18 protein-coding genes and 1 pseudogene are annotated in these 18,487 nt (G+C 59.0%); 15 read left to right on the forward strand and 4 right to left on the reverse strand.

Annotation, left to right across the window (positions count from 1 at the left end):
• Positions 1 to 18: 18 nt before the first annotated feature.
• A complete protein-coding gene (locus tag MKI83_RS15125) occupies positions 19 to 1,251 on the reverse strand; it encodes an alpha/beta fold hydrolase (protein WP_370867417.1) in 1,233 nt (410 codons plus the stop codon).
• Positions 1,252 to 1,542: 291 nt separating this feature from the next.
• On the opposite strand from MKI83_RS15125, the gene MKI83_RS15130 reads away from it, so the two are divergent.
• From MKI83_RS15130 to lipA, 13 genes and pseudogenes are all read left to right on the forward strand, one after another.
• Positions 1,543 to 2,433, forward strand: coding sequence for an SdiA-regulated domain-containing protein (locus MKI83_RS15130; protein WP_241588044.1), 891 nt, complete (start codon positions 1,543 to 1,545; stop codon positions 2,431 to 2,433).
• Positions 2,434 to 2,510: 77 nt separating this feature from the next.
• Entirely contained in the window at positions 2,511 to 3,770 is a 1,260-nt protein-coding gene (locus tag MKI83_RS15135; RefSeq protein WP_241588046.1) for a glutamate-5-semialdehyde dehydrogenase, read from the forward strand.
• On the forward strand, positions 3,770 to 4,420 hold the full coding sequence (gene nadD / locus MKI83_RS15140) for a nicotinate-nucleotide adenylyltransferase (RefSeq protein ID WP_241588048.1): 651 nt from the start codon (positions 3,770 to 3,772) through the stop codon (positions 4,418 to 4,420). The genes MKI83_RS15135 and nadD overlap by 1 nt, the downstream gene beginning before the upstream one ends.
• A 14-nt stretch (positions 4,421 to 4,434) precedes the next feature.
• The gene (rsfS, locus tag MKI83_RS15145; protein ID WP_241588050.1) at positions 4,435 to 4,794 is read left to right on the forward strand and encodes a ribosome silencing factor; all 360 of its coding nucleotides are present in this window, start codon (positions 4,435 to 4,437) and stop codon (positions 4,792 to 4,794) included.
• Between the two features lie 5 nt (positions 4,795 to 4,799).
• A complete protein-coding gene (rlmH, locus tag MKI83_RS15150) occupies positions 4,800 to 5,267 on the forward strand; it encodes a 23S rRNA (pseudouridine(1915)-N(3))-methyltransferase RlmH (protein ID WP_241588052.1) in 468 nt (155 codons plus the stop codon).
• Between the two features lie 14 nt (positions 5,268 to 5,281).
• Positions 5,282 to 7,198: a penicillin-binding protein 2 gene (mrdA, locus tag MKI83_RS15155; protein WP_241588053.1), complete on the forward strand. Its 1,917-nt coding sequence runs from the start codon at positions 5,282 to 5,284 to the stop codon at positions 7,196 to 7,198.
• Between the two features lie 31 nt (positions 7,199 to 7,229).
• Positions 7,230 to 8,333, forward strand: a complete 1,104-nt coding sequence (gene rodA / locus MKI83_RS15160) for a rod shape-determining protein RodA (RefSeq protein WP_241588227.1) — start codon at positions 7,230 to 7,232, stop codon at positions 8,331 to 8,333.
• Positions 8,334 to 8,349: 16 nt separating this feature from the next.
• A complete protein-coding gene (mltB, locus tag MKI83_RS15165) occupies positions 8,350 to 9,345 on the forward strand; it encodes a lytic murein transglycosylase B (protein WP_241588054.1) in 996 nt (331 codons plus the stop codon).
• Entirely contained in the window at positions 9,345 to 10,316 is a 972-nt protein-coding gene (locus MKI83_RS15170; RefSeq protein ID WP_241588055.1) for a septal ring lytic transglycosylase RlpA family protein, read from the forward strand. The genes mltB and MKI83_RS15170 overlap by 1 nt, the downstream gene beginning before the upstream one ends.
• 170 nt (positions 10,317 to 10,486) lie before the next feature.
• Positions 10,487 to 11,560 (forward strand): annotated as a pseudogene (locus MKI83_RS15175) (D-alanyl-D-alanine carboxypeptidase family protein); the annotation flags it as partial.
• A 66-nt stretch (positions 11,561 to 11,626) separates the two neighbouring features.
• A complete protein-coding gene (locus MKI83_RS15180; protein ID WP_241588057.1) occupies positions 11,627 to 11,899 on the forward strand; it encodes an HP0495 family protein in 273 nt (90 codons plus the stop codon).
• Positions 11,900 to 12,559 (forward strand): lipoyl(octanoyl) transferase LipB, encoded by a 660-nt coding sequence (lipB, locus tag MKI83_RS15185; protein ID WP_241588058.1) that lies wholly within the window; start codon positions 11,900 to 11,902, stop codon positions 12,557 to 12,559.
• Positions 12,549 to 13,526 (forward strand): lipoyl synthase, encoded by a 978-nt coding sequence (gene lipA / locus MKI83_RS15190; RefSeq protein WP_241588059.1) that lies wholly within the window; start codon positions 12,549 to 12,551, stop codon positions 13,524 to 13,526. The genes lipB and lipA overlap by 11 nt, the downstream gene beginning before the upstream one ends.
• A gap of 56 nt (positions 13,527 to 13,582) precedes the next feature.
• On the opposite strand, the gene MKI83_RS15195 is transcribed toward lipA, so the two are convergent.
• The 3 genes from MKI83_RS15195 to ppa are packed head-to-tail and all read right to left on the reverse strand — an operon-like array spanning position 13,583 to position 15,239.
• Positions 13,583 to 14,341: a methyltransferase domain-containing protein gene (locus MKI83_RS15195; RefSeq protein ID WP_241588060.1), complete on the reverse strand. Its 759-nt coding sequence runs from the start codon at positions 14,339 to 14,341 to the stop codon at positions 13,583 to 13,585.
• Positions 14,338 to 14,652, reverse strand: a complete 315-nt coding sequence (locus MKI83_RS15200; protein ID WP_241588061.1) for a MazG-like family protein — start codon at positions 14,650 to 14,652, stop codon at positions 14,338 to 14,340. The genes MKI83_RS15195 and MKI83_RS15200 overlap by 4 nt, the downstream gene beginning before the upstream one ends.
• Positions 14,653 to 14,711: 59 nt before the next feature.
• The gene (gene ppa / locus MKI83_RS15205) at positions 14,712 to 15,239 is read right to left on the reverse strand and encodes an inorganic diphosphatase (RefSeq protein WP_241588063.1); all 528 of its coding nucleotides are present in this window, start codon (positions 15,237 to 15,239) and stop codon (positions 14,712 to 14,714) included.
• Between the two features lie 206 nt (positions 15,240 to 15,445).
• Here ppa and MKI83_RS15210 point away from each other — a divergent pair, with 206 nt between their 5' ends.
• The gene (locus MKI83_RS15210; RefSeq protein WP_241588064.1) at positions 15,446 to 15,778 is read left to right on the forward strand and encodes a TraR/DksA family transcriptional regulator; all 333 of its coding nucleotides are present in this window, start codon (positions 15,446 to 15,448) and stop codon (positions 15,776 to 15,778) included.
• Positions 15,779 to 15,879: 101 nt separating this feature from the next.
• Positions 15,880 to 18,417: a Lon protease family protein gene (locus MKI83_RS15215; protein ID WP_241588066.1), complete on the forward strand. Its 2,538-nt coding sequence runs from the start codon at positions 15,880 to 15,882 to the stop codon at positions 18,415 to 18,417.
• The last annotated feature ends 70 nt before the right edge of the window (positions 18,418 to 18,487 follow it).

Below are 18,487 nucleotides of genomic sequence, written 5' to 3' on the forward strand. Positions count from 1 at the left end.
TTGGCGTTGGGCGGCGGCCTAAGCGCTGGCGCGCAAGGCCGCTTCAGTATGCTGGGTGCTGAGCCAGCGTTGTAGTTGTGCGTCAGTCTCAGGGTTTAAGTGGGTAAACACAAAGGTGGCGCCGTGCGCGTCGGGGCGAATCAAGGCAAGGCTTTGCTCGCCCAACGCTGGGCAGCGCAATGTCCAATCGAGCGTGGCCGCGCAAGGCGGAAGTTCGGCGCGGAGTAGGCCGCCAAAATAGTTAATCTGCGCAAACTGTGCGTTAAAAACGCCAAGTGTCGGATGGCTTAACTCTGCCGTCAGCGCTGTGGTGATGTGCGGTTCTTGGCGGCGCTCCAGTCCGTCGAGTGAGGCTAGGTTGATGCGTGAGGTGTGCGGTGCTTGGGCGCTGACAGGCAGACCATGCAGAAAGGGGCCGTATAGGCTCAGGCAAGCATCGCGCTGTTCAAATTGCGCCAAATGATCGGCCTTGTGGATCAAGTAGGCTTCGGCTTGCGCGCAGTTGGCGGCAAAGGCGGCGTTTTCCCACGGTTGGGTGAAGTGGTCGTACTCGCCGGTAAACACCAGCGTGGGGCATTGCGGGTAGCCGCTAAAGCCTTGAAAGCTCAATAAGCGGTGGCTGTTTTGCCGGTAACGCTGCTGCGCGGAGTCGTCCATGCGCAAAATCTGTCGATGTAAGGCCTTGCGAAATCCCGCGCTGACATCCGTTTGCGCAAGGGCGAGATGATTAATCAGCCCAGCCAGCGCACCGTTGGCAAAAGCCTCCAGCTCGCCACGCTCCAGCAAGGCGAGGGCTTGCTCGAGCAGGCGCCGCGAACCATCGCGACCAAACTGGGTGACGCCAGCCAACAGTAAGCGCTCGCAACGCGCAGGGTGACGCACGGCAAACAGGGCGGCCAAGGCCGAGCCGTAAGACAAGCCCACCGCCTTGACGTGGGTCACGTCCAGCGCAGCCAAGCTGGCATTGAGTAAGTCGGCCAAGTCTTCCAGGGTTAAATCAGGGGCTTGTTGTTCGTTACACCCCTGTGATGGCAGATCGATCAACAGCACCGGATGCTCATCAAGCAGCGTTTCAATTTCGCTGGCGAACGAGCGAAAGCTTTGGAACGCCCCACCAAGCAATAGCACTGGCGCGCGCTGGTCGGCGGCGTCTCGTGCGAAGGCTTGGTAATGCACTTGCCATGGCCCGATCAGCAGTTGCTCGGGCGCTTCGCTCAAGCGCTGCGGGTTGAAGTCGAGCTGATAATGCAACATCCGGAGTTCCCTGGGGCGCGCGGCTGGCGGCAGTGGCCAGCGCGTTATCGTTCTTATGAGTGGGTCACGTTACGGCGCAGGCTTGCCCTTGTTCACCCAACCTTTTTTGGGTGCAAGGGGCGTCGCGGGCGCGCTTGGGAACTTGTCCGCTGGCGTTGTGGTCGGAAGTAACCTTTGGCAGTGCTTTCACGCAAGCGTCATGCGGCGTGCATAGGCTGGCTGCCTATCAGTTTGAGCAGAGGTGCAGTCGTGCAAACGAGGGTTGTAAGTGTTGCTAATAAACGAGGTGTGCAAGCCGGTGTGTTGGCCTTGCTGCTGATGCTAGGTAGCTGGGGCGCGGTCCGTGCGGGCGAATTGCCGTGGTTAACCCATAGCTGGTTTAGCTTAAATACGTGGTGGCAGGGTTCGTCTCCTGTGGGCACCGGTGTTTGGTTGAATGACTATCAGGTCGTGCTCGATGGCGTGGCGCTGCCTGATGTAGAAGGCTTGTCGGATGTGCAGTACGACCCACAGCGGCAGCAGTTGTGGGCCTTGATTGATCGTCCTGCACAGCTGTTGCGGTTGTCGCTACAAGGCGAAGTGTTGCAGCGCATTGAGCTTAACGGCATGGGCGATGCGGAGGCTTTGACCTTGGCGGGTGAGCATCGGCTGGTGGTGGCGGATGAGCGTCTGCAGCGTTTGTACTCACTGGATATCGACCAGTTGCCGGCGAGTCTCGATGTGGCGGATTTGCCACAGCTGACATTGGGTTTAGGGCGTAACGGCAACAAAGGGTTTGAGGGCCTTGGCTGGGACGAGTCGCAGCAGCGGCTGTGGGTGGCCAAAGAGCGTGATCCTAAGCAGCTTTTTTATGTGCAGGGCTTTCCCGATATGGCCGCGGGCAACGTGGCGATTGAGGGTGATGCCGAGCGTGATCGCCGTTTGTTTGTGCGCGACTTGTCAGGGCTGCATGTTGATTCGCTTAGCGGCAATCTGTTGTTGCTGTCGGATGAGTCGCAATTGTTGGTGGAGGTGGATCAGGCTGGGCGTCCGCAAAGCAGCTTGTCGTTGCGTCGAGGGCAGGCGGGGTTAAGTCAATCGATACCACAAGCCGAGGGTGTCAGCATGGACACTGCGGGCAACTTGTACGTGATCAGCGAGCCAAACTTGTTGTACGTGTTTGCACGGCAAGGCCGCTGATTTCGCGGCGACGCTCGAAAAGCACCCTGTAGGCTAGGTATACTCAGCCGTTTCGCTGAATGCTCTTGGGAAGCCCCATGACTGAGTCTGTCCTCGCCTACATGCATAGCCTAGGTCGTGCTGCCCGTGCCGCCGCCCGTGTGGTGGCGCAAGCCAGTACGGCACAAAAGAACCAAGCCTTGCTGGCCGCGGCTGCGGCGCTGGATGCTGCACGCCCTGAGCTGGCGGCGGCCAACGCTAAAGACCTCGAAAACGGCCGCGCCAACGGTTTGGATGCGGCTTTGCTGGATCGTTTGGCGCTAACGCCGGCGCGTATCGACGGCATGATCGAGGGGCTACGCCAAGTCGCCACGCTGCCGGATCCGGTCGGTACTATTCGCGACATGACCTACCGCCCGTCGGGTTTGCAGATCGGGCGTATGCGCGTCCCGCTGGGCGTCATCGGGATTATTTATGAGTCGCGCCCCAACGTGACCATTGATGCCGCCAGCCTGTGCTTAAAGTCTGGCAATGCAACGATTTTGCGCGGCGGCTCCGAGGCGATTCACTCCAATCAAGCGATTGCCGTGTGTATTCAGCAAGGGCTAGCCGAGGCTGGTTTGCCGGCGGCAGCGGTGCAAGTGGTTGAGACCACCGATCGCGAGGCGGTTGGCGCGCTGATCAGCATGCCGGAGTTTGTCGATGTCATCGTGCCGCGCGGCGGCAAGGGGCTGATCGAGCGAATCTCCCGTGATGCCCGCGTGCCAGTCATCAAGCACTTGGATGGCATTTGCCACGTGTATGTCAGTGCGGCCGCTGATTTGGTCATGGCGCAAGAGGTTGCTTTCAACGCCAAGTGTTATCGCTACGGCATTTGTGGTGCGATGGAAACCTTGCTGGTTGATCAAGCGATTGCCGACGCCTTTTTGCCGGCGATGGCGGCGCGCTTTGCTGAGCACGGCGTCGAGCTGCGTGGCTGTGAGCGCAGCCAGCAGCTGATCAGTTGCCAAGCGGCCAGCGACGAAGATTGGGCGACCGAGTATTTGGCGCCGATCTTGGCCATTCGCGTAGTGGATGACATGGCGCAAGCCATTGAGCACATCAACCATTACGGCTCACACCACACCGACGCGATCGTGACCGATAACTTGAACCAGTCGCGCGCATTTATGGCCGAGGTCGACTCCAGCTCGGTGATGGTCAATGCGCCGACCTGCTTTGCCGATGGCTTTGAGTACGGCTTGGGCGCCGAGATTGGTATTTCTACCGACAAAATCCACGCGCGTGGCCCCGTCGGCTTAGAAGGTTTGACCAGCGAGAAGTATGTGGTCATTGGCAGCGGACAGACGCGCGGCTAATGACCCAGCGCATCGGCCTGCTCGGCGGCACCTTTGACCCGATCCATCATGGCCACCTGCGCGCTGCGCTCGAGGTGCGTGATGCGCTGGGGTTGGATCAGGTGCGCTTGATTCCGAGCGCGCGGCCACCGCATCGCGCTGTGCCGGGCGCCAATGCCGAGCAACGCTTGGCAATGGTGCAGTTGGCGATTGCTGATGTGGCAGGTCTGTTTGCCGATGCGCGTGAACTAGAACGCGATGCGCCGTCGTACACCGTTGACACCTTGCTCTCGTTGCGTGCCGAGTTGGGTGGCGAGGTGCAGCTGATTTTATTGCTGGGCTGGGATGCTTTTTGTGGCTTGCCCACGTGGCATCGCTGGCAAAGCTTGCTCGAACTTGCACACCTATTGGTGCTGCAGCGCCCAGATCAGTCGGTGGAATTACCCGAGGCGCTGAAAGATTTACTCGCTGCCCGAACGGTGTCGAGTCCTGCCGCGCTGGCGGGGCCGGCGGGGCAGATTAGTTTTATGCAACAAACACCGCTGGCTATCTCGGCCACGCACATTCGTGCGTTGTGTCAGGCGGGCCAGTCTATCGATTTTTTGCTGCCGTCTTCTGTGCAGCACTACATTGCCGCTCACGGACTGTACCGTGCCGCGGCACACTCATGAGGTTTTAACGGGTTATGCAAGCGGAACAATTGGTTGAACTGGCGGTAGCGGCCATCGAAGAAATTAAGGGTAAGGACATCATCACCCTCGATGTGCGCGAGAAAACCAGCGTCACCGATTTTATGGTGATCGCCAGTGGTACCTCGGGCCGTCACGTGAAGTCGCTGGCTGACAACGTGATGATGCGCGCCAAAGAGCAGGGCGTGTCGCAACTGGGGGCCGAAGGCTTGGACAGTGGCGAGTGGGCGCTGATCGACCTTGGTGACGTGGTGGTGCATGTGATGCAGCCGACGGCGCGCGAGTTCTACGACCTTGAGCGTCTGTGGCAGAACACTGCGCAGCACCGTGCGCAGCAAGCCCCGCAAGGCGAATAAGCCCGGTGAAGATTCGCCTGATTGCCGTCGGCACGCGCATGCCGCGTTGGGTGGAGGACGGTTGGCAAGAGTACGCCAAGCGTCTGCCGCCGGAGCTGACGCTGGAGTTGGTGGAAATCCCGCTATCCACGCGCGGTAAAAATGCCGATGTGGCGCGTCTGATCCATAAAGAAGGCGAGGCCATGTTGGCCAAGGTCGGCGGCGGTGAACGGATTGTCACCCTTGAGGTCGAAGGCAAGCCTTGGAGTACCGAGCAGCTGGCGCAATCATTAGATGGCTGGCGCTTGGATGCGCGCACGGTCAATTTAATGGTGGGCGGGCCGGAAGGCCTAGCGCCGGAAGTTTGCGCGCGCAGTGAGCAACGTTGGTCGCTGTCGCCGTTGACCTTGCCACACCCCTTGGTGCGTGTGTTGTTGGTTGAGCAGTTGTATCGTGCCTGGACGGTGTTGTCCGGCCACCCTTATCACAAATAAGACCAGACCCCTCGATGGCCTCTCCCATTCGCTTGAAAGACCATGAACGTGACGCCCGTGTGGTGCGCGCGCGTATCTGGGTGGGAGCCTTGTTGGTATTGATTTTGGTTAGCGTGCTGTTTGCTCGCCTGTATCACTTGCAGGTGACGCAGTACGAACACCACAGCACCTTGTCGGAAAGTAACCGCGTTCACTTGCTGTCGATTCCGCCCAGTCGCGGGCTGATCTTTGATCGCAACGGCAAGATCATTGCGGACAACCGAGCCAGCTTTAGTCTGACCCTAACCCGCGAGCGTGCCGGCAGCGATTGGCCCACGCTGCTGGATGATGTGGTGGAAGTGCTGGCGTTAACGCCCAGCGAGCGGCGCCTGTTTGAAAAACGCGTGCGCCAAGGTCGGCGGCCGTTTGAACCTGTGCCGTTTATTTTCAATCTGACTGAAGAACAAATCGCGCGCATTGCGGTGAACCAGTATCGCCTGCCCGGCATCGAGGTGCAGGCCAACTTGGTGCGTTACTACCCCTTTAAAGAGCACTTCGCCCATTCGGTGGGGTATGTCGGGCGGATTAACGAGCAAGAGCTGAAACAACTCGACCCCGTGAACTACTCCGGCACGCACCACATCGGTAAAACCGGTATTGAGTACTTCTATGAAGACCAGCTGCACGGTGAAGTGGGCTACGAAGAGGTGGAGACCAATGCCCGTGGCCGGGTGATGCGCGTCTTGAAACGCACCGACCCCACGCCCGGTGCCGACTTGCATTTGTATATGGATGCCGACCTGCAAGAGGTGGCAGAGCAAGCCTTGGGCGGGCGTCGCGGTGCGGTGGTGGCGATTGAGCCTTCCACCGGCGGCATTTTGGCCTTGGTCAGCCAGCCCGGTTACGACCCTAACTTATTTGTTACCGGCATCAGCTTCGGCGCGTATGCGGAGTTGCGTGATTCGATTGACCGCCCCTTGTTTAACCGCGTCTTGCGCGGCTCGTATCCGCCAGGCTCGACAATCAAGCCGATTGTGGCGCTGGCAGGGCTCGATTCGGGAGTGATTACCCCGCAAAGTCGCGTGTTTGATCCCGGTTTTTACAAGTTGCCCAATGTGAAGCATCTGTACCGCAACTGGAACCGTACGGGCGATGGTTGGGTGGATGTGAACATGGCGATTTATCGCTCCAACGACACCTATTTTTACGATTTGGCGCACAAGTTGGGCATCGATCGTTTGGCTGACTATATGAAGGCTTTCGGCCTTGGCCAGCGTGTCTCGGTGGATTTGTCGCGCGAAGAGAGCGAAGGCTTGGTGCCCTCGCGGCAGTGGAAGCGCGCCGTGCGCAATCAGTCTTGGTATCCGGGGGAAACTCTGATCGCCGGTATCGGCCAAGGTTACATGCTCAGCACGCCGATGCAGTTAGCACAGGCCACGGCGGTGCTGGCTAATCGGGGTCAATGGGTGCGCCCGCGGATGGTGCGCACGCTGCAAGACCAAGCCTTAGTAGTCGACGACACGCCGCCCGACGTTAGCATCAAAGATCCGCAGAACTGGGATCGTGTCATCGCCGGTATGGAAAACGTGTTGCACTTCCCGCGCGGCACCGCGTATCGCGTCGGTAGTACTGCCGCTTATCGCATGGCTGGTAAAAGTGGCACCGCGCAGGTGGTGGCCATTCGTCAGGGCGAAAAGTATGACCGCACTAAAATTAACGAGCGTCACCGCGACCATGCGCTGTTTATCGCTTTTGCCCCCGTCGATGCACCACGCATTGCGGTGGCTGTGATGGTGGAAAATGGCGAATCTGGCAGCGGCGTGGCCGCGCCGGTGGTGAAGAAGATCATTGATGCATGGCTGTTAAACGCTGAGGGTCAAGTGAAAGAGACCACCGGCAAGGTTGAGTACTTCCCGCCACCACCGCCTGTCGAGGAAGCTCATGCCCAGTAACTTTGATCGCAATCTCACCCGCGAAGACTTAATGCGCCGCCGCGCAAGCTTTTTGCAGCGCATTCACGTTGATGGTCAGTTGTTGTTTTTGCTCATGCTGATCGCAGGGACTGGCTTGTTCGTGCTGTATTCGGCCAGCGGTAAAGACTGGGGCATGGTCACGCGGCAGGCGATTTCCTTCGGCGTTGGAATCCTGGGGATGATCGTTATCGCCCAGTTTGAGCCGCGTTTTATGGCGCGCTGGGTGCCGATCGCTTACGTGGCAGGCTTGTGTTTGCTGGGTGCGGTGCTGTTAGCGGGGCATGATGCCAAAGGCGCACAGCGCTGGATCAACATTCCGGGGGTGATTCGCTTTCAGCCGTCGGAATTCATGAAACTGATCGTGCCGATGATGGTGGCCAGCTACATGGGTCGCCGTGCGTTGCCGCCGCGACTTAAAAACATCGTCATCGCGCTGGCGTTGGTGTTGATGCCCTTTGGGTTGATTTTGATTCAACCGGATTTGGGCACCTCGCTGCTGATTATTGTTTCCGGCGGCTTCGTGTTGTTTATGGCGGGCCTGCAATGGCGCTGGATTATGGGTGCGGTAACCGCCGTGGTGCCGATTGCTATCGGCATGTGGTTTTTTGTCATGCGCGAGTATCAGAAGCAGCGCGTGTTGACCTTTCTCGACCCAGAAAGTGATCCGCTGGGTTCCGGCTGGAACATTATTCAGTCCAAAGCGGCGATTGGCTCGGGTGGGGTCTACGGTAAAGGCTGGTTGCAAGGCACCCAGTCGCACTTGGATTTTTTGCCGGAAAGCCATACGGACTTTATCATTGCCGTGCTTGGCGAAGAGTTCGGCCTAGTGGGCATCTGCCTGCTGCTGCTTTTGTATCTGCTGTTGGTGGCGCGTGGTTTGGTAATTACCGCTAAAGCGCAGAGTTTGTTTGGCAAATTGATGGCCGGTACCATCACCCTGACCTTTTTTATCTATGTGTTCATTAACATAGGCATGGTTAGCGGTTTGTTGCCGGTGGTGGGGGTACCCTTACCCTTTATCAGTTATGGTGGCACCTCAATGGTGTCGCTGTTGGCCGGATTTGGCGTGATGATGTCGATCCACACGCACCGTAAATGGATCGCCCAAGGTTAAATAAGAGAACGAGTTAATGCGTCAGCTTTGCACAGGATTTATCGCGGCCAGTTTGTTAGCCACCGTGGGCACCACCAGCGTTCAGGCGGCTGATTATGAAAGCCAGCCGCAGGTGCAGGCCTTCATTCAGCAAATGGCCAACGAACATGGTTTTGCTCAAGAGCAGCTGCATGGCCTGTTCACCAGCGTAGAGCGCAAGCAAAGCATTCTGGATGCGATTTCGCGCCCGGCTGAGCGCGCCAAGCCGTGGAAGGACTACCGCAAGATCTTTATCACCGATCAGCGCATCCAGCGTGGCGTGGATTTCTGGAAGCAACACGCCGTCACCCTGGCGCGTGCCGAACAAACCTACGGCGTACCGGCCGAGGTGATCGTGTCGATCATCGGCGTCGAAACCTTCTACGGCCGCATCACCGGCAACTTCCGCGTGATTGATGCGCTGTCGACCTTGGGCTTTGACTACCCGCCGCGTGCCGATTTCTTCCGCAAAGAGTTGCGTGAGTTTTTGCTCTTAGCGCGTGATCAGCAGGTTAATCCGCTGACTCTCAAAGGCTCGTACGCCGGCGCGATGGGCATGCCGCAGTTTATGCCGTCCAGCTATCGCGCCTATGCGGTGGATTTTGATAACGACGGCCATATCAATATCTGGAGCAACCCGGTGGATGCCATCGGCAGTGTGGCCAACTACTTCAAGGTGCATGGCTGGCAAACCGGCGGCGCTGTGGTCAGTCGCGCCAGCGTCAACGGCGCTCGCGTCGATGAAGGTTTGACCCAAGGGCTGGACCCAGTGAAAAACGTCGGCGAACTGGCCGAGTTGGGCTGGCAGAATCAAGACGGCTTGGCCGCCGACCTGCCCATCACCGCGTTTCGCTTGGAAGGCGCTGAAGGTAACGAATACTGGATGGGGCAGAAGAACTTCTACGTCATCACCCGTTATAACCGCAGTGTGATGTACGCCATGGCGGTCCATCAGTTGTCGCAGGAAATTCGCCGTGCGCGAGGAGGGCAGTAATGCCTAAGCTGCACCCGCTAGCACAGTGGTTGGTACTCGGCGCCAGCGCCGCATTACTGGCGAGTTGTGGTGGCAAACAGCAACAAACGCCTACTGAATACAGTGCTGGGCCGATCAGCGGCCCTGGTGCGTTCTCTCGGCCGCACCGCGATGGCGCGCCGTGGTGGGATGTAGACGTATCGCAAATCCAAGATGCGGTACCCACACCGCACAACGGTGCCTACAAAAACAGCCCGTATACTGTGATGGGGCAGCGTTATTTTCCGCTGACCAGCTCGCGCAATTACAAAGTGCAAGGGACAGGGTCGTGGTACGGCACTAAGTTTCATGGTCAGGCCACCGCTAACGGTGAAACGTATGACCTGTACGGCATGACCGCAGCGCACAAAACCTTGCCGCTGCCTAGCTATGTGCGCGTGACCAATCTTGAGAATCAGCGCAGCGTGATTGTGCGCGTGAACGACCGCGGGCCGTTTTACTCCGATCGCGTGATTGACCTTTCCTTTGCTGCGGCAAAAAAGCTCGGCTATGCGGAAAAGGGTGTTGCGCCGGTCAGTGTCGAAGCCATTGATCCGCAGCAGTGGTGGGCCGAACGGGGTCAATCCGCGCCTTTAGTGCTGGCTCTGCCGCCCAAGGCAGAGGGCACGAGCAGCGTTGCAGAAAGTTATGCGCCGCCGCCTGCCGCTCCCGTCGCTGTTAGCCAAGCGCCGGATGACGCAAAAAAAAAGCCCACTGCATTGCCCGCTGGGCTGTATCTCCAAGTCGGAGCCTTCGCCAACCCGGACGCGGCGGAGCTATTGCGCGCCAAGTTATCTCAACAGCTGAACACCAGCGTCAGCGTGCAAGCCAGCGAGACAGCGCTGCATCGGGTGCGGATCGGTCCGCTTGCCAGTCGCGAGGAAGCTGTCCGCCTGCAGGATGAGTTGCGTATGGCTAACTTGGATGCCGGCCATGTTGTGACTCAGCAATAAGCCCTTTTTCATCAGCCCTGTCCGCAGGGCTGTCGACCCACTGCATCACTAGACTGTGTGCCATGTTGAAAACAACGAATCGCTTTATCGCTGTACTGTTTGCCCTTTCTTCCACCTTGGCGCTGGCGGCAACGCCTTTGCCCACGCCGGCACCGGCACAAGTGGCCGTTCCTGCGCCGCCGCAGTTAGCCGCCAAGTCGTTTGTGCTGATGGATGCCGCCAGCGGCAATATCTTGGTGGAATCCAACGGCAGTGAAGCGCTGCCGCCGGCCAGCTTGACCAAGCTGATGACCGCGTATTTGGCCACGCTAGAAATTCGCCGTGGGCAGATCAAAGAAGCCGACATGGTGCTGATCAGCGAAAACGCTTGGCGCACAGGCGGCTCGCGCATGTTCATCGATGTGGGCAAAGAGGTCTCGGTGGATGACCTGCTGCACGGCATCATCATTCAGTCGGGTAACGATGCCAGCGTGGCCATTGCGGAACACATCGCCGGCAGCGAAGGGGCCTTCGCCGACATGATGAATAGCACCGCGGCGCGTCTGGGGCTGACCACCAGCCACTTCATGAATGCCACCGGCTTGCCTGATCCAGAGCACTACTCTTCAGCCATGGACATGGCCAAGCTGGCCCGAGCAATCATCTATGAAGACCCTGAGCATTACGCGATCTACAAGCAGAAAGAGTTCTTCTGGAACGGCATTAAACAGCCCAACCGTAACCTGCTGCTGTGGCGCGACAAGACCGTTGACGGCCTGAAAACCGGCCACACCGAAGAAGCCGGCTACTGTTTAGTGGCCTCGGCCGTGCGCGATGGCATGCGCTTGATTGCGGTGGTGTTTGGTACCAGCAGCGAGCAAGCTCGCGCGGCTGAAACGCAAAAGCTGCTGACGTATGGTTTCCGTTTCTTTGAAACACAAACCTTCTACCAGAAGGGTGCTGAATTGGCGCAGAGCCAAGTGTGGAAAGGCGCGACCGCCCAGGTGAAAGCCGGTCTGACCGAAGACCTGACCTTGACCGTCGGGCGTGGCCAGCTGCAAAAGCTTAAAGCCAGCATGACCTTGCAAAGCCCACTGATCGCCCCCATCAAGGCAGGCCAGACCATTGGTCAGGTGGAAGTGCGCTTGGATGATGCCGTGCTGCATAGCGCGCCATTGGTAGCGTTGGAAGAGGTGCCAGAAGGTGGTTTCTTCCGTCGCCTATGGGACGGCGTGCGTCTGTTCTTCTTTAATCTCTTTAACTGATTGCCGCTTTGTCGCCATGCCGGCTGACCCAGCGGGCATGGCCATGGGCCACAAGCCTGAGGATGTATGAGCGAACCACAAGCCCCCAAAATTGAGTTTCCCTGTGCGAACTACCCGGTCAAAGTGATCGGCGAGGCCGCGGATGATTTCAGCCAGGTGGTGGTGGAAATCCTCAAGCGCCATGACCCTGAGTTCGACCCCGCGTGCGTGAACTTGCGCCCGTCGAGCAATGGACGCTTTGTCTCGGTACAAGTGCGGATATTGGCGACCGGCGAAGAGCAGCTAAAACAACTTCACGACGATCTGCGTGCCACTGGCCGCGTGCACATGGTGCTGTAAATGAGCCAGACCTTGATCGTTCGTGATCTGGGGTTGGTTGATTACGCGCCCACGCTGACGGCGATGCAGGCGTTTACCGAGCAGCGCGATGCGGCCACATTCGATGAAATCTGGTTGCTGGAGCACCCGCCGGTATTTACCCAAGGGCAAGCCGGCAAGGCCGAGCATGTGTTGGCGCCGGGCGATATCCCCGTGGTGCAGGTGGATCGTGGCGGGCAGGTGACGTACCACGGCCCCGGCCAGTTGGTGGTGTATTTGCTGATCGACGTCAAACGCCAAGGCTTGGGCGTGCGCGAACTGGTCAGCCAGATTGAAAACAGTTTGATTGCCTTATTGGCTGATTTTGACATTCAAGCTGTGGCTAAACCCGATGCACCGGGCGTCTATGTCAATAACGCCAAGATCGCTTCGCTGGGCTTGCGCATTCGTCGTGGCTGCTCGTTTCATGGGCTGGCCTTGAATGTGGATATGGACCTTGAGCCCTTTTCACGCATCAACCCCTGCGGTTACGCCGGTATGGCCATGACCCAGATGCGTGTGTTAACGCCGGTCGTGACGATGGACAAGGTACGTGCCCAATTAACCGCGCATCTTGTTCGCCATTTGAATTATGCCGCCACTGAGCTGCGCGGCGCAGGAAACGATCAACATGAGCAGTAATCAAGAAGCCGGCAAGCGGCCGGGCAAGGTTGAAGCTGGGGTTAAGTTGCGTGGCGCCGAAAAAGTCGCGCGTATTCCGGTAAAAATCATCCCCACCGATGACGTGCCGCGTAAGCCGGACTGGATTCGTGTGCGTATGCCGGTGTCGCCCGAGGTAGATCGCATCAAGCAATTGCTGCGTGGTCACAAACTTCACAGTGTTTGTGAAGAGGCCAGCTGCCCAAACCTTGGCGAATGCTTTAGCAGCGGCACCGCCACCTTCATGATCATGGGTGACATCTGCACACGGCGCTGCCCGTTCTGCGATGTGGGCCATGGCCGGCCCAATCCGTTGGATGCCAATGAGCCCGTCAATCTGGCGAAGGCGATTGCCGACCTGCGCTTGAAGTACGTGGTAATTACCTCGGTCGACCGCGATGATCTGCGCGACGGCGGGGCACAGCATTTTGCCGATTGCTTGCGTGAAATTCGCAAGCTGTCGCCGGGTGTGCAGCTTGAGACCTTAGTGCCGGACTACCGTGGCCGCATGGAGATTGCGCTGGATATCACCGCCACTGAGCCGCCGGATGTGTTTAACCACAACCTTGAAACCGTGCCGCGCCTGTACAAGTCGTCGCGTCCGGGCTCTGACTTTGAGTGGTCGCTGGATTTGCTGCAGCAGTTTAAGCAGCGGGTTGCCGGCGTGCCGACCAAGTCTGGTTTGATGCTGGGCTTAGGCGAAACCGACGACGAAGTGTTGGAAGTAATGCAGCGCATGCGCGAGCACGACATCGACATGCTGACCTTAGGCCAGTACCTGCAGCCGTCACGTAGCCACTTGCCGGTGCAGCGCTTTGTCCACCCTGACACCTTTGCCATGTTTGCCGACAAGGGCGCGGAGATGGGCTTTAAGAACGTCGCCTCTGGCCCGTTGGTGCGCTCGTCGTACCATGCCGATCAGCAAGCGCACGGTACTAAGATCAACTGACGTCTAAGCGCTTTGCAACAAACGCCCTCACTGGCTCGTGCCGTTGAGGGCGTTTTTTATTGCGCGCGGCATAGCCAGTGCAAGTAGCGGCCTAAGCCCATGAAGGCGGGGTGGCGGCTGTGCAGTAACTCTTGCTCGACCAAGCTGTCGGCGCTGGCCAGTTGACGAAATTCGCGCGGCATGTAGTCGTGGAATACCCGAATGCCGCTGCGCTGTTGAATGGCGAGCCCGGTATCGTGCAGGGCTGCTTCTAGCTGGCGCGGGTCCAGTGGGTGCTGCGGCGTTAGGCCGCCTTTGTCGCCAGCCCAGCGCGCCGAGCTGACTTTGCGAAAGTTGCGCTTGAGCAGGTTGTGGTAGTGCAGCGCGTCTTGGTTATAGAAGGCCAACGACAAGAGTCCGGCAGGATTAAGCCGCGCTTTCAATGCCGGCAGGCTGAGAAACGGCTCGGCGAGCCATTCCAGCACGGCGTGGCACAGCACCACGTCGAATTGCTCATCGGCTAAGTGGTCATCCAACTGCTGCCACGCGGCATTGATAAAGCGTGCGCTGCAGCCAGCAGCGCTAAAGGCTTGTTGGGCTTCGCTGAGCATCGGTGTTGAGGGCTCGGTCACGGTGACCTGATGCCCTTGCTGCGCTAACCACAGCGCCATGTGGCCTTGGCCGGCGCCAATATCCAATACCTTGAGCGGGCCGCTTGGCAGGGCCTCGGTTAAGTCGCGTTGCAGCACGCTGAGGCGAATCGCGCCTTTGGTGCTGCCGTAGATTTTGCGCGCAAAGCGGCTGGAGAGTTCGTCAAAGTGTTGGTCGGCACTCATGGCGCGTGCTCCGGATAGCGGCTCTCGTTGATGCGCATTTTGCGCTCCAGCAAGCTTGGCAAATCCAAGCCCAGTTCGGCGCACAGCAGTAACAGGTACAGCGTTACGTCGGCAATTTCATCGCCGCAGGCCTCGAGGGCTTGGCTGTCCAGTTGGCGCGCTTGGCTGTCGCTTAACCACTGAAAACACTCCAGTAGCTCGGCCATTTCCACGCTGGCGGCCATGGCGAGGTTTTTCGGGTTATGCAGCGGCTGCCAGCCTAAGCGGTCACGTAGGGCGTGCAGGCGTTGCGTGATAGCGACAGTGTCCATGTTTTCTCCGGGCATAAAAAAGGCTGGCCATGGCGGCCAGCCTTTGATCAGCGCAGTGCTTAGCCCTTGTAGGCAGCAGCGGCTTTGACGATGGCGGCGCGGGCGGCGTCGGCGCCTTCCCAGCCTTCGACCTTAACCCACTTGCCTTTTTCGAGGTCTTTGTAGTTCTCGAAGAAGTGCTTGATTTGCTCCAGCAGCAGGGCCGGCAGGTCAGTGTATTCCTGCACGTCTTTGTACAGCTGGCTCAGCTTGTCGTGCGGTACGGCAACCAGCTTGGCGTCGCCGCCGGCTTCGTCGGTCATGTTCAGCACGCCCACGGGACGGCAACGAATCACTGAGCCTGGGGCAACGGGGTACGGAGTCACGACCAGCACGTCCAGCGGGTCACCGTCGTCAGCCAAGGTGTGCGGGATAAAGCCGTAGTTGGCTGGGTAGAACATGGGGGTGGCCATGAAGCGGTCAACCATCAGGCAGTCCATGTCATGGTCGATTTCGTACTTGATCGGCGCGTGGTTGGCCGGAATCTCGATGGCAACGTAGATGTCATTAGGCAGGTCTTTGCCGGCCGGGATCTTGCTGTAGCTCATGGGTTTACCTTCAGCGCAGGTCAAAATTGCCGCGAATTATAGGGGCAATTGGCCGCTAAGGCTATTTGCCGCGTATGGCCAATGGTCGCAAAAGATCGCGGCCGCTTAACCTAGGTCATCGCAACGAATTAGCGGCTTTGACAGGCTAACGCAGGCGCGGCCACTGAGCTTGGCCAATACTGTAGAGAGTGACGGAGGAGCTAATCATGACCCATACACCGTTGGCGCAGCAGCAATTGGCGGCGATGACTGCCGAATATCAAGCACGGCGTGAGGCACTGCGCCGTGACTTGAGCCAAACCCGCTCGGCCGATTTTGCCGAGCAGGCGAGCGAGCGTGAGAACGACGACGTGCTCAATGCCTTACTGCTGGAGACCGAGCAAACCCTGATTTTGCTGCAGCACGCGCAAGAGCGGCTCGCCAGTGGTGAGTACGGCACGTGTCGGCGTTGTGGCGAGGCCATTCAAACCGCGCGCTTAGAAGCCATGCCTCTGGCAGAGTGGTGCATCGCGTGTGCCGAGCAGGCCGAGCAGCAATAACCGCACTGGTGCTGGCGCCTGTCAGCGAGCAGGGCGACAATGCGTCTTTACTCACGATGAGGCGCAGCAGGCTCAGTTGCGCACACGGTTAAGGATTTTGCATGCCGGCTAAGAAAAAAGCGTCCGCGTTACAACTCACCGTTAATGAGCTGACCATTCAGCTGGATGAGCGCGCGCTCGACTTCAGCCACACCGACGAGCTGGAGCCGTTTCGCGGTGTGCTTGGACAAGAGCGTGCGGTCGAGGCCCTGCAGTTTGGCGTGGCGATGCCGCGCAGCGGCTACAACGTCTATGTGATGGGCGAGTCTGGCACGGGGCGCTTCTCCTACGTGCAGCGCTACCTCAAGGCCGAGGCCAAGCGCCAAGCCACGCCGTGCGACGCCTGCTACGTGAATAACTTTGACGAGCCGCGCGAGCCGCAGATGCTGCAGTTGCCCTCCGGCAGTGCCGGGCGCTTGCAGGCCGATATCAGCCAGTTGATCGATAACTTGCTGGCCACCTTCCCAGCGGTGTTTGAAACGCCGGCCTTCCAACAACGTAAAGCCGCTATCGAGCGCGTGTTTAATCAGCAATACGACCGCGCACTGGATAAGGTCGAGCGTAAGGCGTTGGAGAAGCAAGTCGCCTTGTATCGCGACAGCAATAACGTGGCCTTTACGCCGATGAAAGATGGCAAGGCGGTGGATGAAACCGAGTTTGCCTTGCTGCCCGAAGCCGAGCGCGAGCGTTTTCACGAAGACATCAGCACGCTGGAGGACTTCCTCAGTGCGGAGCTGTCCAACCTACCGCAATGGAAGCGGGAGAACAGCAACCAGCTGCGCCAGCTGAATGAAGAAGTGATCACCGAAGCGCTGCAGCCGCTGCTCGACCCCTTGCGCGAAAGCTATCAAGCGCAAGCCTGTGTGCTGGCCTATATCGAGGCGATGCAAAGCAATTTGCAGAAAGTCGTGATCGACTTGTTGGTCGAGGAGCGCCCGCTGGAGTCGCGCCCGGATGCGTACAAGAAGCAGATCCTCACCGAGATGTATGCCCCAAGCCTGGTGGTGGGGCATGGCGAGCAGTCCGGTGCGCCGGTGGTGTTTGAGGCGCATCCCTCGTACGACAACCTGTTCGGTCGCGTGGAGTACGTGTCCGACCAAGGTGCGCTGTCGACCAGCTACCGGCAGATTCGGCCCGGCGCGCTGCATCGTGCCAATGGCGGTTACTTGGTGTTAGAAGCCGAGAAGATGCTCGCCGAGCCCTTTGTGTGGGAGGCGCTCAAACGCGCGTTGCACTCGCGCCAGCTGAAGATTGAATCGCCCTTGGCCGAACTGGGTCGCTTGGCCGCGGTGACCTTGGCGCCGCAAGTCATCCCGCTGCACATTAAGGTGATTCTGATTGGCTCGCGGCATGTGTATTACACCCTGCAAGATCTCGACCCGGACTTCCAAGAGATGTTCCGCGTGCTGGTGGACTTCGACGAAGACCTGCCGTGCAACAGTGAAAGCCTCGAAAGCTTTGCCCAGCTACTGAAAACCCGTTGCAGCGAAGAGGGCTTAGCCCCGCTGACCCGCGCCGCGGTGCAACGCTTGGTGATCTACAGCGCACGGTTGGCCGAACACCAGCGGCGCTTGTCGGCGCGGATTGCCGATGTGTTTCAGTTAGTCAGCGAAGCCGACTTCTTACGCAACTTAGCCAACGACCCGCTCACCGATGTGCATCACATTGAGCGTGCGCTAAAGGCGAAAGCCACGCGCACGGGCCGTGTCTCGGCGCGGATTTTGGACGACATGCTCGATGGGGTGATCCTGATCGACAGCGAAGGCGCGGCGGTGGGCAAGTGCAATGGCCTGACTGTGCTGGAAGTCGGCGACTCGGCGTTTGGTATCCCCGCGCGGATTTCGGCCACGGTTTACCCCGGTGCCAGCGGTATTGTGGATATCGAGCGCGAAGTGAGCTTGGGGCAATCGATTCACTCCAAGGGGGTGATGATCCTCACCGGCTACCTCGGCAGCCGCTACGCCCAGCAGTTCCCGCTGGAGATTTCCGCCAGTATCGCGCTGGAGCAGTCCTACGGTTACGTTGACGGTGACAGCGCCTCTTTAGGCGAGGTTTGTGCGCTGATCTCGGCGCTGTCACGCACGCCGCTGAAACAGTGTTTTGCGATTACCGGCTCGATCAACCAGTTCGGGGAAGTGCAAGCGGTGGGCGGCGTTAACGAGAAGATCGAAGGCTTCTTCCGCTTGTGCGAAGCGCGCGGATTAACCGGCGAACAAGGCGTCATTATTCCGCGAGCCAACGTACCCAGCTTGATTTTGGAGCAGAAAGTGTTGGATGCCGTGGCGGCTGGGCGTTTTCATGTGTACGCCGTGCATCAGGTTGATGAGGCGCTGGGCTTGCTCTTGGGCGAGGACGCAGGCGCCTTGGACGACAACGGCCAGTTTGTTGCCGGTTCGGTGAACGCGCGCGTGGTGGAGCGCCTGCAGGAAATTGCGCACCTGGGCGAAGACCCCAGCGAGGAGGAAGCTGACGAGCCGGAGGCCGCCAGCCAGCCCGGCAGTGAGGGCAACAGTGAGACGGCAGCGCCGGCCAAGCGTACGCGCAGCAAGCCGGCCGCACGCCGCGCTAAGTCGGCCGAGCCCGATGAGGAATGCGACTGATCAGGCGCCTGACTGGCTGGTGCGCCACAGTCTGTCTGGTCGGTCACTGCACAGTGTGCGGCAAGTACCG

Origin of the sequence: Atopomonas sediminilitoris, from assembly GCF_022601735.1 — a bacterium.
Taxonomy (GTDB): Bacteria; Pseudomonadota; Gammaproteobacteria; order Pseudomonadales; family Pseudomonadaceae; genus Atopomonas; species Atopomonas sediminilitoris.

Coding starts and splice junctions, on each gene's coding strand:
- MKI83_RS15135 (WP_241588046.1), top strand. CDS start 2,511: ATGACTGAGTCTGTCCTCGCCTACATGCATAGCCTAGGTCGTGCTGCC.
- nadD (WP_241588048.1), top strand. CDS start 3,770: ATGACCCAGCGCATCGGCCTGCTCGGCGGCACCTTTGACCCGATCCAT.
- rsfS (WP_241588050.1), top strand. CDS start 4,435: ATGCAAGCGGAACAATTGGTTGAACTGGCGGTAGCGGCCATCGAAGAA.
- mrdA (WP_241588053.1), top strand. CDS start 5,282: ATGGCCTCTCCCATTCGCTTGAAAGACCATGAACGTGACGCCCGTGTG.
- rodA (WP_241588227.1), top strand. CDS start 7,230: ATGCGCCGCCGCGCAAGCTTTTTGCAGCGCATTCACGTTGATGGTCAG.
- mltB (WP_241588054.1), top strand. CDS start 8,350: ATGCGTCAGCTTTGCACAGGATTTATCGCGGCCAGTTTGTTAGCCACC.
- MKI83_RS15170 (WP_241588055.1), top strand. CDS start 9,345: ATGCCTAAGCTGCACCCGCTAGCACAGTGGTTGGTACTCGGCGCCAGC.
- MKI83_RS15180 (WP_241588057.1), top strand. CDS start 11,627: ATGAGCGAACCACAAGCCCCCAAAATTGAGTTTCCCTGTGCGAACTAC.
- lipB (WP_241588058.1), top strand. CDS start 11,900: ATGAGCCAGACCTTGATCGTTCGTGATCTGGGGTTGGTTGATTACGCG.
- lipA (WP_241588059.1), top strand. CDS start 12,549: ATGAGCAGTAATCAAGAAGCCGGCAAGCGGCCGGGCAAGGTTGAAGCT.
- MKI83_RS15195 (WP_241588060.1), bottom strand. CDS start 14,341: ATGAGTGCCGACCAACACTTTGACGAACTCTCCAGCCGCTTTGCGCGC.
- MKI83_RS15200 (WP_241588061.1), bottom strand. CDS start 14,652: ATGGACACTGTCGCTATCACGCAACGCCTGCACGCCCTACGTGACCGC.
- ppa (WP_241588063.1), bottom strand. CDS start 15,239: ATGAGCTACAGCAAGATCCCGGCCGGCAAAGACCTGCCTAATGACATC.
- MKI83_RS15210 (WP_241588064.1), top strand. CDS start 15,446: ATGACCCATACACCGTTGGCGCAGCAGCAATTGGCGGCGATGACTGCC.
- MKI83_RS15215 (WP_241588066.1), top strand. CDS start 15,880: ATGCCGGCTAAGAAAAAAGCGTCCGCGTTACAACTCACCGTTAATGAG.